10 protein-coding genes are annotated in these 15,498 nt (G+C 63.4%); 9 read left to right on the forward strand and 1 reads right to left on the reverse strand.

The annotated features are described in order from the left end of the window. The first annotated feature begins 267 nt into the window (after window positions 1-267). From RW095_RS26105 to RW095_RS26130, 6 genes are all read left to right on the forward strand, one after another. Window positions 268-1,446 (forward strand): efflux RND transporter periplasmic adaptor subunit, encoded by a 1,179-nt coding sequence (locus tag RW095_RS26105; RefSeq protein ID WP_394365193.1) that lies wholly within the window; start codon window positions 268-270, stop codon window positions 1,444-1,446. Continuing rightward, the gene (locus RW095_RS26110) at window positions 1,443-4,616 is read left to right on the forward strand and encodes an efflux RND transporter permease subunit (RefSeq protein ID WP_317021727.1); all 3,174 of its coding nucleotides are present in this window, start codon (window positions 1,443-1,445) and stop codon (window positions 4,614-4,616) included. The genes RW095_RS26105 and RW095_RS26110 overlap by 4 nt, the downstream gene beginning before the upstream one ends. Before the next feature lie 2 nt (window positions 4,617-4,618). After that, window positions 4,619-6,082 (forward strand): efflux transporter outer membrane subunit, encoded by a 1,464-nt coding sequence (locus RW095_RS26115; protein ID WP_317021728.1) that lies wholly within the window; start codon window positions 4,619-4,621, stop codon window positions 6,080-6,082. 193 nt (window positions 6,083-6,275) lie between these two features. Further along, on the forward strand, window positions 6,276-7,664 hold the full coding sequence (locus RW095_RS26120) for a paraquat-inducible protein A (protein WP_317021729.1): 1,389 nt from the start codon (window positions 6,276-6,278) through the stop codon (window positions 7,662-7,664). 15 nt (window positions 7,665-7,679) lie between these two features. Beyond that, window positions 7,680-9,275 (forward strand): PqiB family protein, encoded by a 1,596-nt coding sequence (locus tag RW095_RS26125; RefSeq protein WP_317021730.1) that lies wholly within the window; start codon window positions 7,680-7,682, stop codon window positions 9,273-9,275. Beyond that, the gene (locus RW095_RS26130; RefSeq protein WP_317021731.1) at window positions 9,272-10,009 is read left to right on the forward strand and encodes a PqiC family protein; all 738 of its coding nucleotides are present in this window, start codon (window positions 9,272-9,274) and stop codon (window positions 10,007-10,009) included. The genes RW095_RS26125 and RW095_RS26130 overlap by 4 nt, the downstream gene beginning before the upstream one ends. Window positions 10,010-10,135: 126 nt before the next feature. Here the strand turns inward: RW095_RS26130 and RW095_RS26135 are convergent, their stop codons facing one another. After that, window positions 10,136-10,891 (reverse strand): TetR/AcrR family transcriptional regulator, encoded by a 756-nt coding sequence (locus RW095_RS26135; RefSeq protein WP_317021732.1) that lies wholly within the window; start codon window positions 10,889-10,891, stop codon window positions 10,136-10,138. A gap of 438 nt (window positions 10,892-11,329) precedes the next feature. Here RW095_RS26135 and RW095_RS26140 point away from each other — a divergent pair, with 438 nt between their 5' ends. Genes RW095_RS26140 through RW095_RS26150 form a run of 3 tightly spaced genes read left to right on the forward strand, consistent with a single transcriptional unit; the run spans window position 11,330 to window position 15,357 of the window. Continuing rightward, complete coding sequence (locus RW095_RS26140; protein WP_317021733.1) at window positions 11,330-12,400, forward strand: VOC family protein; 1,071 nt, start codon at window positions 11,330-11,332, stop codon at window positions 12,398-12,400. Window positions 12,401-12,436: 36 nt separating this feature from the next. Beyond that, the gene (locus RW095_RS26145; RefSeq protein WP_317021734.1) at window positions 12,437-13,393 is read left to right on the forward strand and encodes a fumarylacetoacetate hydrolase family protein; all 957 of its coding nucleotides are present in this window, start codon (window positions 12,437-12,439) and stop codon (window positions 13,391-13,393) included. Then, the gene (locus tag RW095_RS26150) at window positions 13,390-15,357 is read left to right on the forward strand and encodes an acyl-CoA synthetase (RefSeq protein ID WP_317021735.1); all 1,968 of its coding nucleotides are present in this window, start codon (window positions 13,390-13,392) and stop codon (window positions 15,355-15,357) included. The genes RW095_RS26145 and RW095_RS26150 overlap by 4 nt, the downstream gene beginning before the upstream one ends. Window positions 15,358-15,498 lie beyond the last annotated feature (141 nt).

Raw genomic sequence — 15,498 nt, forward strand, 5'->3', positions numbered from 1 at the left:
CCGGAATCCGCAGATACCGTGCAGAGCAACGCGTGCGCTTACGCAATCGCGCTACTCCGTCAATGCTGATCTGCAACACGCACGTGTTGCGTGCCAGGTTCGATGGCCGGCCAGAAGCCGGTGCCATCGTTTGCCGCGGCGCTCGAGAGGATCAGTAGCGCATCAGAGGGCTTTCCTGTTTTCGCGCCAATGGCAACGCGTGCTTCCGGGCACGGCGGCCTTTCATCAGCGCGGACGACTTTTCTACCTGGACTCACCACCTGTCTTGTGAACATCGTGAAACATTCCGTTCCTGTCGCGCTGAAGCGGGCGCGTTCGTTGTTACCTTCCATCATCCGGTCGACGTATCGGGCGCCCGTCATCGTCATGGCGTGCAGCGCAATCCTTCTTTCCGCATGTCACCAACGCGAGGCCGTGGCGCCCGAGGCCAAGCCGGTCGTTGCACGTGTGGTTCGCCCCGACGGACGCATCCCGGGCGACTCACTGCCCGCGCAGGTAGAGGCGCGCTATTCCACGACGCTTTCGTTTCGCGTCGGCGGCAAGATCACTGAGCGGCGAGTGCGTATCGGCGATACCGTCAAGGCGGGACAGACGGTGGCGCTGCTCGACCCAACCGATCTGCAGAACAACCTTGTCAACGCGCGAGCGCAGCTCGACGCGGCAGAACATCGCCTGGTGTTTGCCAAACAGCAGCTCGACCGCGACGAGGCGCAGGCGCACGCGAACCTGATTGCGCCCGCACAGCTCGAACAGACCCAGGATGCCTACGCGACCGCGCTGGCGCAGCGCAATTCCGCGCTGGCGCAGATGGCGCTCGCCTCCGATCACCTGCGCTATGCAACGCTTGCCGCGGATCACGACGGCGTGGTGACTTCCGAAGATGCCAACACCGGGCAGAACGTTCAGGCGACGCAGGCCGTGTATCACATCGACTGGACGGGCGATGTGGATATCGTCTGCGATGCCCCGGAGCGCGTGGTGAACTCGCTGAAGGCCGGCAGCAAGGCGCGTGTGACGCTGCCCGCGTTGCCGGGCAAGTCGTTCGAAGCGAGCGTGCGCGAAGTGTCGGCCGCCGCCGATCAGGAAAGCCGCACCTGGCGGGTCAAGCTGACGCTCGCGGCAGCGAGCCCGGAAGTGCGCCTTGGCATGACGGCCAACGTCGCGTTCGATTCGGTTCAAGGCAACGCAGCTGGACAGACCTTCACGCTGCCGGTGACTGCGCTTTTCCATCGTGGCGAGAATCCCGCGGTGTGGGTCGTGCGTAGCGGAAGCGACACGCTCGAGCTTCGCCCGGTCACGATCCAGCGATACGAAGAACGTATGGTGTCGATCGGTTCGGGCCTGCACGACGGCGACCGCGTGATCCTGCAAGGCGTGCACGCCGTGAGTTCGGGACAGCATGTGCAAGTCGTGCCGCCGCTGCATCCGGAGGACTTCCCGGCATGAACGCACGCGACCATGAGAACGGGTCGGACAAGCCGCCCGTGAATGCTTCCGACAAAGAGACCGCTGACGCAGGCGGTTTCAATCTCTCCTCCTGGGCACTGCGTCATCAGCAGCTCGTGATCTTCCTGATCGGGCTGGCGACGCTCTTCGGCGTCATCGGCTATATGCGCCTCGCGCAGTCGGAAGATCCGCCATTCACGTTCCGCACGATGGTCATTCAGACCTACTGGCCGGGCGCGACCGCCCGCGAAGTGCAGGAACAGATCACGGATCGTATCGGCCGCCAGTTGCAGGCGGCGCCGTATGTGGACAACATCAAGAGCTACTCGCGCCCCGGCGAGTCGATGATTTTCTTCGCGATGAAGGACTCGGCGCCCGTCAAGGAAGTGCCCGAGACCTGGTACCAGGTTCGCAAGAAGGTGGGCGATATCCGGGCAACGCTGCCGAAGGGAACGGTCGGGCCATTCTTTAACGACGAGTTCGGAGACGTCTACACCAACATCTATGCGCTCGAGGGCGACGGCTTCACGCCCGCGCAGCTGCACGACTATGCCGACAAGCTGCGCACGGTGCTGCTACGCGTGCCCGGCGTGGCGAAGGTCGACTACTTCGGCGATCCCGACCAGCACATTTTCGTCGAGATCTCGAATGCGCAGCTCACGCGGCTTTCGATCACGCCGCAGCAGCTGGCTCAGGCCATCGACGCGCAGAATACCGTCGCGCCCGTCGGCACTGTCACCACGGCTGACGACCGGGTGTTCGTCCGGCCAAGCGGCGCGATCAAGGACGAGCAGGCGTTGGCGGACGTGCTGATCACCATCAACAAGCGCACGTTCCGGCTCGGCGACATCGCCACCATCAGGCGCGGCTATGACGATCCGCCCGTGACGCAGATGCGCGTCGGTGGTCAGGCGGTGCTCGGCATTGGCGTGACGATGCAAAAGGGCGGCGACGTCATCGACCTCGGCAAGGCGCTCGACGCAAAGGCGTCCGAACTGCAGGCCACGCTGCCCGCGGGTTTGAAGCTCGCACCCGTTTCGAGCATGCCGCATGCGGTCAAGCACTCGGTCGACGAGTTCGTGCGCTCGGTGGGCGAGGCAGTGGCGATCGTGCTCGTCGTGAGCCTCGTTTCGCTGGGCTTGCGAACGGGCATGGTGGTCGTGATCACGATTCCGATCGTGCTCGCAGTGACGGCGCTGTGCATGCATCTGTTCGGTATCGGGCTCGACAAGGTGTCGCTCGGCACGCTCGTGCTCGCGCTCGGCCTGCTCGTCGACGACGCGATCATCGCGGTCGAAATGATGGCGGTGAAACTGGAGCAGGGCTGGAGCCGCACGCGCGCTGCGGCGTTTGCCTACACCAGCACCGCATTTCCGATGCTGACAGGCACGCTCGTGACGGTCTGCGGTTTCCTGCCGATCGCGCTCGCAAAATCGAGCACGGGCGAGTACACGCGCTCGATCTTCGAAGTGTCGGCAATCGCACTCGTCGTTTCGTGGTTCGCGGCCGTCGTGCTGGTGCCGCTGCTGGGCTTTCACATGCTGCCGGAGCGCAAGGGTCATGCCGGCAGCGGCCATGGGCACGAGCACGATGTCTACAACACGGGCTTCTATAAGCGTCTGGCAGGCTGGGTGACGTGGTGCATCGAGCGGCGTTGGGTCGTGCTCGGCGTGACCGCCGTGCTGTTTGCGATCGCAATGGGCGCATTCACGCGCGTGCCGCAGCAGTTTTTCCCGAACTCCGAGCGGCCTGAACTGCTCGTGGACCTGAGGTTGCCCGAAGGCGCTTCGTTCGAAGCAACGCTGCGTGAGGCGAAGCGCCTCGAGAAAGTGCTCGACGGCAAGGCGGAGATCCAGCATTTCGTCGACTTTGTCGGCACGGGCGCACCGCGCTTCTATCTGCCGCTCGACCAGCAGCTTCAGCAGCCGAACTTCGCGCAATTCGTGATTACGGCCAGGGACGTCGAGACCCGTGAGGAGCTGATGCACTGGCTTGACGCGAAACTCGAGAAAGACTTCTCCGGCGTACGTACCCGCGTTGCACGACTCGAGAACGGGCCGCCCGTGGGCTTCCCGATCAAGTTCCGCGTGAGCGGCGACGACATCGCGATGGTGCGCTCGCTTGCCGAGACGGTCGCGGAGAAGGCCCGTGGCGACTCGCGCACGCGCAATGTCCAGTTCGACTGGGACGAACCGGCCGAGCGCTCCATCTCGTTCGAGATCGACCAGAACAGGGCGCGCCAGTTGGGTGTGAGTTCGGAAGACGTATCGAGCTTTCTCGCCATGACGCTGTCGGGATATACGGTCACGAAGTATCGCGAGCGCGACAAGCTGATCAACGTGGACTTGCGCGCGCCGAAGAGCGAGCGCGTCGATCCGGCAAAGCTCACGAGCCTCGCGATTCCGACACCGAATGGCCCAGTGCCGCTCGGCTCGCTGGGACATGTGCGCGATACGCTCGAGTACGGCGTGATCTGGGAACGCGACCGGCAGCCGACCATCACGGTGCAGGCCGATGTGCGCGGCGACGCACAGGGCATCGACGTCACGCGCGACATCGACCACGCACTCACCTCTGTGCGCGCCACGCTGCCTGTGGGCTATCGGATCGATGTGGGCGGTGCTGTCGAAGAAAGCGTGAAGGGGCAGACGTCGATCAATGCGGAAATGCCGCTGATGATCATTGCGGTGCTGACGCTGCTGATGATTCAGCTCAGGAACTTTGCGCGGACGTTCATCGTGGTGCTGACGGCGCCGCTGGGTCTGATCGGTGTGGTGACTGCGCTGCTGCTGTTCGGCAAGCCATTCGGGTTCGTCGCGCTGCTCGGTGTAATCGCGATGTTCGGCATCATCATGCGCAACTCGGTGATCCTGGTCGATCAGATCGATCAGGACATCGCGGCGGGGCATGCGCGCTTCGACGCCATCATCGGCGCAACGGTGCGGCGCTTCAGGCCGATCATGCTGACGGCGGCCGCCGCCGTGCTCGCGCTGATTCCGCTGCTTCGCTCGGGTTTCTTTGGGCCCATGGCGACCGCGCTGATGGGCGGCATCACGATCGCCACGGTGCTGACCGTGTTCTTCCTGCCGGCGCTGTACGCAACGTGCTTCAGGGTCCGCCATGACGAGCGGGGCACGCAACCGGTCGTCGCCGAGCATACGGAGGTTTGATCATGAGCTTCAACTACAGGACGTCCGTGCTGGCGGTGGCTGCGGCACTCGCTGTGAGCGCGTGCTCGTTCGGACCAGGCGGCGAGCCGCCGGCCATGCCTTCGCCCGAGCATTACGGCGAGCAGGCGCAGCCTTCGAAGACAGTGGCGGCGGGCGGCGTTACACAGACTTTCGATGTAGGAGCGACCTCGGCGCCTCAATGGTGGCGCCTCTATCGCTCCGATGCGCTCGACGCCCTCGTCGACGAGGGCTTGCGCAACAGTCCCACGCTCGCGGCGGCACAGCGCACGCTCGCGTCGGCGCAACAGCAACTGCGGGCGCAGATCGGCGAGACGACGCTTCCGTCGATCGACGGTGTCGCACAGATCCAACGCGCCCGGTCACCGGTCGTGCCCGGACTTGGTCCCGAGCAGGTGCAATACAACTTCTTCGCGGGTCAGCTTGCGGCGCACTACACGTTCGACCTGTTCGGCCAGACCCGTTACATGAACTCGGCAAGTGCGGCCCGAGTGAACGTGCAGGCGTATGAGCTGGAAGCGTCGCGGCGTGCGCTGGCCGCGAACATCGTGGGTGCTTCGATCAATGTCGCGGCGCTTGACCGGCAGATCGCGCTCACCGAACGGCTCGTTGCAGTATCCAGCGACACGGCGAACGACGACCAGCAGCGCTATGCGCTGGGCTCGGTCTCGCGTGCGCAGGCGCTTGGGTCGAAACAGGATGCTGCGTCGGTCGCGGCGACTTTGCCGGCGCTGCGTCAGCAGCGCGCGTCTGCGATTCATGCACTCGCTGTGCTGCTCGGCCGTACACCCGACAACGCGCCGAGCGTGCCGGCACTCGACAGCCTGTCGCTGCCCGAGCATGTGCCCGTCGCCGTCCCTTCGGACCTGCTGCGTGCGCGCCCTGACATCCAGGCCGCCGACGCCGCCGTCAAGGCCGCGGCCGCCGATGTCGGCTCTGCAACGGCGCAGATGTTCCCGAGCCTGTCGCTGACCGCCTCGATGGGCCGCGGCGGCTTCAGCTGGCCGGCGCTGCTCTCGGGCGCGGGCGGGCTATGGGCTATCGGCGCCGGCCTGTCGCAGCCGATCTTCCACGGCGGTGCGCTCGTTGCACAGCGCCGCGCGTCGATCGACGCCTACGACGCCTCAGTGCTGCACTACAAGTCGACGGTGCTTTCCGCGTTCCAGGACGTCGCGAACTCGCTTGCCGCACTCGATAACGATGCACAGACGCTCGCGTCGAACGAAGTAGCCGCTCAGGCCGCGCGCGCAGCATTCGACGACACCGCGTCGCGCCATCGCATGGGCGCGCTGCCTGCCACGGCGCAGTACGCGAGCGAAGCGCGCTATCTGAACGCGCAGATGGGCGCGGTGCGGGCGGCCAGCCAGCGCATGAGCGACACCGCGGCGCTTTTCCAGGCGATGGGCGAGCTGCCAGTGAACCAGCAGACGGCAGCGTCGGGGCAATGACGGGGCGATGACGGAACGTTCCCGCCAGTCGACCCGGGCGGTGCCGCAAGTTCGGCACTGCCATGAAGCCGCGGCTTCCGCGTCGGTCGAACGATAGCTGTTGCACAACGCCTGCATCCGAGTCCTGCGGCGCGGAACACGCGCTGCGGGCCTTTCCGCCTGTCCATCTCCCCGGATTTCCGCTTCATCCCATATGGAATACCAGAGACTCATCGCCTGCCACGAATGCGACATGCTGTTTCGCCAGCCTTTACACGTCCGGGGGCGTGTTGCGACCTGTTCCCGCTGCGGTGCGAGTCTGACGGCGCTGCAAGGCGCCGGTGCGGCGCTTGACAGGGTTTGCGCGTTGACCCTCGCGGCGTTGATTACGTTTTGCATCGCGCAGGCGTTCCCCGTGATCGGACTGCGCGCGAACGGCATGACATCCGAGGCAACACTGTGGGGCGCCGTGCGCTCGCTCTGGACGGGCAACATGGGCGTCGTCGCGATCATGGTGTTCTGTTCATCCATCCTTTTTCCTCTGATCGAACTGCTTGCTTTGCTGTATCTGCTGGTGCCGCTTCGCTTCGACAGGCGGCCACCGCATTTCGATACGACGTTACGCGTAGTTCAGCTCGTGCGGCCCTGGGGCATGGTCGAAGTGTTCATGCTCGGCGTGCTGGTGACGATCGTGAAGATGGTCAGCATAGCCGAGGTGATCGCGGGGCCCGGACTATTCGCACTGGCTGCGCTGACGGTCATGCTGGGCATTCTTGCCGCCTTCGATCCCCGCGCACTCTGGGCAATTGGCGATGAATCGAAGTCTGCTCGCGTAACCAGGCTTCGCTGGTCGTCGGTGAGCGGCAAACGTGTTTGCTTCGCGAGGCCCGAGCGGGCAGTCAAACGCCGTTCTTGGGCTGCCGTCAGCGCGCGGCGCGCGGGGCTCGTGGGCTGTCACGCCTGCGGTCTCGTTCAGACGGGTCAGCAAGCCGAGGTGGCTGCGCGTTGCTCGCGATGCGCGAGCGTACTGCATCAGCGCCGCCCGGACAGTCTCACGCGAACCGTGAGTCTGCTGCTGGCCGCTGCAATTGCCTACATTCCGGCGAACCTGCTGCCGATCATGCACGCGTCTTCGCTGGGTCGCTCCGAGGACGACACGATCCTCGGTGGCGTCGCGTATTTCTGGACATCCGGAGACTGGCCGCTCGCAGTCGTGGTCTTTGTTGCGAGCGTTCTCGTGCCCGTGCTCAAGCTTCTGGTTCTGACACTTCTGGCGCTCGCCGCTCGCCGGGGTTCGCGCTGGCGCGCTCGCGAAAGAGCCAGTCTGTACCGGATAGTCGAACGCATTGGCCGATGGTCGATGCTCGACGTGTTCGTTGTCGCACTGACGGTCGCACTGGTGCATTTCGGCTCCTTCGCCGTCGTCACTGCGGGTCCCGCCGCGCTCGCTTTCGCGGCGGTCGTGGTGCTCACCATGCTCGCGTCGCATCAGTTCGATCCGCGGCTCATCTGGGACCACGAGGATGCGACGCAGTGCTTCAACCGCCCAACCCATGGTGTAGCCGCCGCCGCGCTGCGGATCACCAAAAACCGCAATTCCTGAAAGAGTTCTGAAACGATGCATCTTTCCAACCTGTCAAGCCCTGAACTCAAGCCGCGCAAACGTTGGCTTCCCTCGCTCATCTGGCTAGTGCCGCTCATTTCAGCATTGATCGGCGTTGCGCTGGTAGCGCGATCCATCGTGGACAAGGGGCCCGTGGTGAGCGTGACCTTCAGTAGCGCCGACGGCATGGAAGCGGGCAAAACAAAGGTCAAGTACAAGGACGTCGAGATCGGCTCGGTACAAACGATCACGCTGTCGAAGGATCTGCGCCGCGTCATCGTGAATATCCAGTTGAGCAAGGACGCGGAGAAATTCGCGACCGAGGGCACGCGCTTCTGGGTCGTGCGCCCGCGCGTCGGCGCAAGCGGCATCTCCGGGTTGGGCACGTTGCTTTCGGGTGCGTATATCGGTGTGGATATCGGCCGCTCCGCCCAGAAGCAAAGCGCGTTTTCCGGCCTCGAAAATCCGCCCATCGTCACGACAGGGCAGCTTGGCCACCAGTACACGCTGCGCGGCGAGTCGCTGGGCTCGATCGATATCGGAGCGCCGATTTTTTACCACCGTATCCAGGTCGGCCAGGTAGTTGGCTTCTCGCTCGATCCGCACGGAGCGGGCGTGGTGGTCAACGTATTCGTCAATGCGCCGTTCGACCGGTATGTCGCTACCAATACGCGTTGGTGGCATGCAAGCGGCGTCGATCTACGGCTCGATTCGAACGGGCTCAAGCTGAACACGCAATCGCTCGCGACGGTCGTCGTGGGAGGGCTCGCGTTCCAGTCTCCGCCGGGACAGGAGGCCGGACAACCGGCGGCCGACAAGGCGGTGTTCCGGCTGGCCGCGGACGAATCGGACGCGATGCGCGAGGCCGACGGCCCGCCGCTGAATGTCGTGATGCGATTCAACCAGTCTCTGCGCGGGTTGTCCGTCGGCGCGCCAGTCGATCTTCGCGGCATAGCGCTCGGGCATGTGACGGACATCGGCATCGAGTACAACGAAGGCCAGAAGAGCTTCAGTATGAAGGTGTCCATGGCGCTCTATCCTGACCGGCTCAGCCGCCGCTCTAGCGAGGCACTGCCGGCGCCGGACACGCCCGGCGGCCACGAGTTGCTGCAGCATCTTGTGATGGAAGGGCTACGCGGACAGCTAAGAACCGGAAACCTTCTGACCGGACAGCTTTATGTCGCACTCGACATGTTCCCGAAAGCGCCGCGCGCGAGCGTGGATGTGCACCGCAATCCAATTGAATTGCCCACCGTGCCCAATACGCTCGACGAACTACAGGTGCAAGTCGCGGACATCGCAAGAAAACTGAACCAGGTACCGTTCGACCAGATCGGCGCCAATCTGAACGGCGCGCTCGCGAACGCCAACAGGCTGTTCGGGCATATGGACACGGAGATCGTTCCGCAAGCCCGCGACACGCTCGCGGCCGCGCAAAAAACCTTCAGTACCGCAGAATCGACGCTCCGGCAGACTGCGCCCATGCAGTCGGACATTCAGGACGCGATGCAGGAGCTCACGCGTACGCTGCAATCGCTCAACGCGCTCGCGGACTACCTTGAGCGCCATCCGCAGGCGCTGCTGATCGGCAAAAAAGGAGACAAGCCATGACACTGGACTACCCCCGTCCGTTGAGCACCGCGGCGCGTATCGCTGCCGCCGTTGGACTCGCCGCTCTAGCGGGGTGCGCGTCTCCGCCTACGCACTTCTATACGCTGGGTGCCGACGCGCAGCCGACGATTGCGAACAGCACGTCGAGTCCGGCCTTCGGGGTAGATATGCGCCCGGTCAAGGTGCCGCCCGCCGTCGCCAGAAGTCAGCTTGTCGTGCAGATCGACGCGGCCCGGGTGAAGGTGCTGGAGGACGACCGGTGGGCGTCCCCGCTTCCCGACGAGATCCGCTACGCGCTTCTGGCCGGCGTGAGTCAGCAGGCCGGCGGCGCCTCGAGTGGGGACAGCGCCGCGCAAGACGCGGATGTTCCGACCTATCAGATCGCTGCAGACGTTCAGCGCTTCGAATCATGGCCTGGATCGCGTGTACTGATCGACGTCGTATGGAACGTTCACAGGCTCGCCGGTAGCCAGACATTGACCTGTCGCAGCGTGGTGAGCGAGCCCGTGCAAGATGGCTATCAGGCCATGGTGAATGGTCATCGGCGCGCGATACGGACCATCGCTACACAGATCGCGCAGGCTGTGCGCGCGTTCTCCAGCACATCGACGGAGGCTGGTCTTCGACCTGCGGCGGCATCTGTCAAAACGGGGAAGGCGGCGCTGGCATGTCCCCGTTTGTCCGATAGCGCTGCAACAATCGCCGACCGATTAGTCCCGCGCGGCGAGAATTAAAGCAGCCGCGCGAGCCGCGTATCACGCTCTATGAGCGTTGTGCGAGCGGCACCGCTGGTGACATTCCGGGTGACATTCCGGGTGCGATGGCAAACGCACCCGGACCGCTCGCGTCAGTCATCCCTCTCACTGCTCCTCGGCGGCCTCGTCCACCACGGGCAGCGGACGCGCCGCAATCTTTTCCGCCTCCGCGCGCTTCAGACCCAGCGTTTGCAGTAGCACGGCCGCCGTGCGCTCGGGAAAATGCTCGCCGCTGAAGCCGAGTTCTGCGAGCACTGCCGGTGCGGTTGCGCCAGGTGCGGCAAAGTTCAGATCGGCCGCAATAACTGAGAGGACCGTGCCTCCCACTGCCAGGAATGCGACAAACGGATCTGCGACGATGAAACGCTTCGCAGCGATGCCGTTTCCAATGTCGCGCAGCAGTCGCTGGCCCAGGCCGCGGCTCACAACGCGAGCAGAGAACCCTTCGCGAATCAGGAAACGTCCCCAAACCGGGTCGCGCCGTGCGCGCAGCACCGTATGGCGGACCGAGACAGAGACCACTTCGGCCGGATCGGAAACGCCGGCCGCCAGACGATCGAGCATGTCCGCAAACTCCTCGAACACGTTGTCGATCAGCGTCGCGTAGATCGCCTCTTTCGACTCGAAGTGGTTGTAAAACGAGCCGAAGCCGACGTCTGCCGCCTCGGTGATCTCATTGATCGCCACGCCCTCCATGCCTTTTTCAGCCATCAATCTGAGCGCCGCGTCCAGCAGCCGCGCACGTGTCTCTCGTTTGCGGCGCGCGCCGCGCGGCTCGCGTTCTTCGACGGCGGGAGCCGGCGGGACGGGCGCGTTACGCCCCGGGCGCTGGGCTGTACGGCGATTTGTCGTGTTCGTCATGTTAGATCCTGATCTGGTTATGTCCACAGTATAGATTCGAACGTCTATGTTGACAAAACGATCATCGATGAGTTTAATGTCATCAACGGCGCAACGGCCGGTCTAACGAAAACAGATGGAGTGACTGTGGAGACAGCAACCCGAAACGGTGTCGCGCCGGCCGGCCGGCACTACCTCATTCTTCCGCGCATGGCGGCGTCGTCATGCGTCATTCATGCCGTGCCGGCGAAGTGCCCGTCAGCGGCGATAGCGATTGCCCGGCGACCTGAGAGCCGTCGCGTGACAGGCCTATCCTGCGTCTGTCCAGGCACTCCTCAGGTTCACGGTACCGTCGGCAACCGCGGTGGGCACCGACATCTTCCACCGTCTGCGAGCGCTGCCGGTTCGCCGGCTTTCGAAGCCGCATCGGTCACTACGATCGCCTGATCACATCCCGCCATGAAAATCACTACGGCACAGCCGGCTCGTCACGCCAACCCGACGGCGAAAGCAACGGCATTGAGTTATCTGATGTTCGACCGGCCGGACCTCGAGCAGGCCGAACGATTTCTCAACGACTTCGGGCTCCTAACCGTATCGCTGGACGACGCGCTCCTGCTTCTTCGCGGTACCGGCGCTTCGCATTTCTGCTATGCCGTGCGCAAGTCGCAGAAAGCTCGCTTTGCCGGTTTCGGTTTGCAGGTCGGCAGCCTGGCCGAACTCGATGCACTCGCAAACCTGCCGGGCGCGTCCCAGGTGCAAGCGTCTGCGCTCGTGGGCGGCGGCTACGTCGTTCAGCTAACCGATCCGTCGGGTTTCCGAGTCGATGCGATATGGGGCCAGTCGCCGGCGGAGGCTTTGCCCCATCGGCAGCCGTTGCCTTTCAATTCCGTCGATGCGGCAGTCCGCATCAACGATACACAGCGGCCACCGGAGCAGCCGCCGGAGGTTATCCGGCTCGGGCATGTCGTGCTCGAACTCGCCGACTATCAGGAGACCTGTGCGTGGTACACGCGCCACTTCGGCTTCATACCGAGCGACGTGCAGGTGCTTCCCGACGGTTCGCCGGCAGTTGCATTCCTGCGGCTGGATCTCGGTGACGAGCCCGCCGATCATCACACGCTCGCACTCGCACAGGGCTTCGTGGCGACCTACAGCCATAGTGCCTACGAAGTCGTGGACGCCGACGCGGTCGGTATGGGCCAACGGGTTCTGCGCGACAAAGGCTGGACGCACGCTTGGGGCATCGGCCGGCACATTCTCGGCAGCCAGATATTCGACTATTGGCAGGACCCGTGGGGCGACAAGCATGAGCACTACTGCGATGGCGATCTGTTCACGTCCGCCGCGCCAACGGGCATTCATGGCGTGAGCCGCGAGGCGATGGCTCAGTGGGGTCCCACGATGCCACGCAGTTTCACGAGGCCCAGATTCACTCCCGCGAGCATTGCCGCATTGATTTCAAATTTGCGACGCTGCCCAGATCTCACGCTGAGCAAGCTGAGGACGCTGGCCAGAATTTTCGCGTGACACCACACCTTTCCCTTGAAATCCGGAGATCGATCTATGCCAGTTCACGTTCTGCATTACCTGCATGAAGGCCGCGCACAATGGGGCGTCGTGGCTGATGGCGCTATCACGCCCATCCCCGGCGAGTTCAAGTCGACCGCGGAGTTCATCGAGGCCAATTCTGCCGAGCAGTTGCTGTACCTCGACGGTCAAAAGATCGCCGAGTCCGACGTGCAGTGGCTCTCGCCCGTCACGGCCGATCAGCAGTTCATCTGCCAGGGTGCCAATTACCGCCAGCATATGATCGAGTCCGGCTTGGACCCCGATGTGAAGAAATTCAACATGATCTTCACGAAGGCGTCTAGCTGTATCGTTGCCGCCGATTCCCGGTTGGTAAAGCCCAAAGAGGTGCAGTTTCTTGACTACGAGATCGAACTGGGCCTTGTTCTCAAGCGCAACGTCACATCCCGCCAAACGGTTACCGACGACAATCTCCACGACTTCGTCGCGGGCATCGTCATCGTCAACGACTATTCGGCGCGCGACATCCAGATTCCGCAAATGCAGTTTTACAAAGGCAAGAGCTACCGCACGTTTGGTCCTGTCGGTCCTTACCTCTGTCTGCTTCAACAGCAGGACATTACCAAGCTGAAGGAGCTCAAGCTGACGCTGACTGTCAACGGCGCGGTTCGCCAGAGCGATTCGACGGCGGGTCTCGTCTACGGTCCGGCGGAGACTTTGACTGAACTCTCCGGAGTGCATGACCTGTACGCAGGCGACCTGCTCGCGACAGGGACACCGTCCGGCTGCGCGCTCATCGTTCCGTCGCCCGAGAAGCAGCGCGCCGCGGCGCAACTTCCGGAAGCGGAAAAGTGGCGCATGTTCCTCAAGATGCAGTCCGAGCGGCCGCAGTATTTGAGCATGGGAGACGTGGTGGAAGCGCGTATCGCCAGCCCCGACGGCTCGATCGACCTTGGGGTGCAGCGTAACCTGGTCGTCGCAGAGGCAGCATGAAAGGCGTCGCGAACCTACAGGATGTTCTTGCCATGGAAGCGCAAGGACAACCGGTCGATCTGCCGTCAAACACCTACGAGATGATTTGCCGGGGCTCCGCGATCGATCCGTCGGCACCGGCGCTTTCGTATTTCGCAACTGCCGACGATTATGCGAACGCGACGCACTGGACGTACAGCGAACTGCTGCGCGATATCACGCGGACGGCGAACATGTTGTCGCGCCTCGGAGTACAGCGCGGCACCGTTGTCGCCTACGTGCTGCCCAATTTGCCCGAGACGCATTGTGTGATCTGGGGCGGCGAGGCAGTCGGGATAGTCTGTGCGATCAACCCGATGCTCGAAGGCGAGGCGATCGGTCAATTGCTGAAGGCGTCGGGCGCTGCCGTGCTTGTCACGCTGGCACCGCTCCCAGGCACTGACGTCTGGCAGAAGGTGCAGCCGGTTCTGCATAAGGTGCCTTCGCTCAAGCATGTCGTGCTGGTGGATCTCGCAGGCGAAGCGCGCAGCGACCGGGCGGGTCCGGCCCAAACGGTTCGAGCCGGCGAATGCTCGCCGCAGTGCGAACCTGTCGGCGAGAGTCGCGCCGTGGCCTCGCAGATTGCCTTCCACGATTTCGCCACGTCAGTGGCGCGCGAGTCGGGCGAGGCGCTGTGCACCCCGCAGCGAATGAACCCGGACGACGTGTCTTCCTACTTCTGCACGGGCGGCACGACCGGGCTGCCCAAGATCGCGATGCGCCGACACGGCAACGAAGTGGCCAACGCGTGGAGCGCCGGCCGGTTCCTTGGAGAGAGCGTCGGGCCCGGGAAGACGATTTTCTGCGGACTACCGCTCTTTCACGTCAACGCCGTGACGGTGACCGGGTTGCTGCCGTTTTCGCGCGGCGCGCATGTCGTGCTCGGTACTGCACAGGGCTATCGGGGCGAGGGCGTCGTCAAGCGTTTCTGGGAAATCGTCGAGCATTACCGGATCAACTTTTTCAGCGGAGTGCCGACCCTCTATGGTTCATTGATGGAGGTTCCGGTCGAAGGCCGGGATATCGGTTCACTCGAATACGCACTATGCGGCGCCGCACCCATGCCGGTTGAGTTGCTTCGCGCATTTCAGGCTCGCACGGGAATAAGAATTCTCGAAGGTTACGGTCTTACGGAAGGCGGTTGCGTTAGCAGCGTCAACCCGCCGCTCGGCGAACGCCGGACCGGCTCGATCGGTCTGCGTCTGCCCGGTCAGGCGATGAAAGCAGTGGTGGTCGACGAAGCCGGAAGCTACGTCCGCGACTGCGCTGCAAATGAAGTCGGACAGTTGCTGATCTCCGGCCCGAATGTATTCGTCGGCTACGCGAGACAAGAGCAGAACAGCGGCATCTGGATGGATACGGGCGACGGCGGCCGCTGGCTTAACACGGGCGACCTCGGCCGTTGTGACGTCGACGGTTACTTCTGGCTCACCGGCCGCAAAAAAGAGCTGATTATCCGGGGTGGACATAACATCGATCCCGCGGCAATCGAAGAACCGCTGCATCGTCATCCGGCGGTACGCCTCGCCGCGGCAGTGGGCCGCCCGGATACACACGCAGGCGAGCTGCCCGTCGCCTATGTCGAAACGAAGCGGGGCATGAGCGCGACAGAGGCGGAATTGTTCGATTTCTTGCGTGGCGAGATCCACGAGCGCGCCGCGCTGCCGAAGGCGATCCGCATTGTCGAATCCATGCCGCTGACGGCTGTCGGCAAGATTTTCAAGCCCGCGCTCAAACGGCGCGAGACGGTAGACGCAGTTGATTGCGCTCTCGCAGCGGCTGGCGTCGACGGCGCCAGCGTTAGCGTCGTTGAAGACGCGACAAAAGGACTTGCGCTGCGCGTTGAACTTCCCGATCTCGCGCTGGAGGCTTTGGCCGCTTCGGCACTCGCACGCTTTCCGTTCGCCATTTCGTTTTCTTGTGTGCGCCAGCAGCAGGAGCGGTGAAGTCACCATAGAAGGGACACGACGATAAGGCGTCACCGCACGCAAAGCCGTTTGCGCGCATTGCCTCTTCATCGCACGTATAACGACAAAATTAAATTAGTACGACTATTAAAAAGCAAAAAAAATGCCTCACTAATGGCA

This window comes from Paraburkholderia kirstenboschensis, assembly GCF_032806925.1.
GTDB classification, from domain to species: Bacteria; Pseudomonadota; Gammaproteobacteria; order Burkholderiales; family Burkholderiaceae; genus Paraburkholderia; species Paraburkholderia kirstenboschensis.

Excerpts from the sequence above, each read along its gene's own strand:
- RW095_RS26110 (WP_317021727.1), top strand. The coding sequence starts at position 1,443 with ATGAACGCACGCGACCATGAGAACGGGTCGGACAAGCCGCCCGTGAAT.
- RW095_RS26115 (WP_317021728.1), top strand. The coding sequence starts at position 4,619 with ATGAGCTTCAACTACAGGACGTCCGTGCTGGCGGTGGCTGCGGCACTC.
- RW095_RS26120 (WP_317021729.1), top strand. The coding sequence starts at position 6,276 with ATGGAATACCAGAGACTCATCGCCTGCCACGAATGCGACATGCTGTTT.
- RW095_RS26125 (WP_317021730.1), top strand. The coding sequence starts at position 7,680 with ATGCATCTTTCCAACCTGTCAAGCCCTGAACTCAAGCCGCGCAAACGT.
- RW095_RS26130 (WP_317021731.1), top strand. The coding sequence starts at position 9,272 with ATGACACTGGACTACCCCCGTCCGTTGAGCACCGCGGCGCGTATCGCT.
- RW095_RS26135 (WP_317021732.1), bottom strand. The coding sequence starts at position 10,891 with ATGACGAACACGACAAATCGCCGTACAGCCCAGCGCCCGGGGCGTAAC.
- RW095_RS26140 (WP_317021733.1), top strand. The coding sequence starts at position 11,330 with ATGAAAATCACTACGGCACAGCCGGCTCGTCACGCCAACCCGACGGCG.
- RW095_RS26145 (WP_317021734.1), top strand. The coding sequence starts at position 12,437 with ATGCCAGTTCACGTTCTGCATTACCTGCATGAAGGCCGCGCACAATGG.
- RW095_RS26150 (WP_317021735.1), top strand. The coding sequence starts at position 13,390 with ATGAAAGGCGTCGCGAACCTACAGGATGTTCTTGCCATGGAAGCGCAA.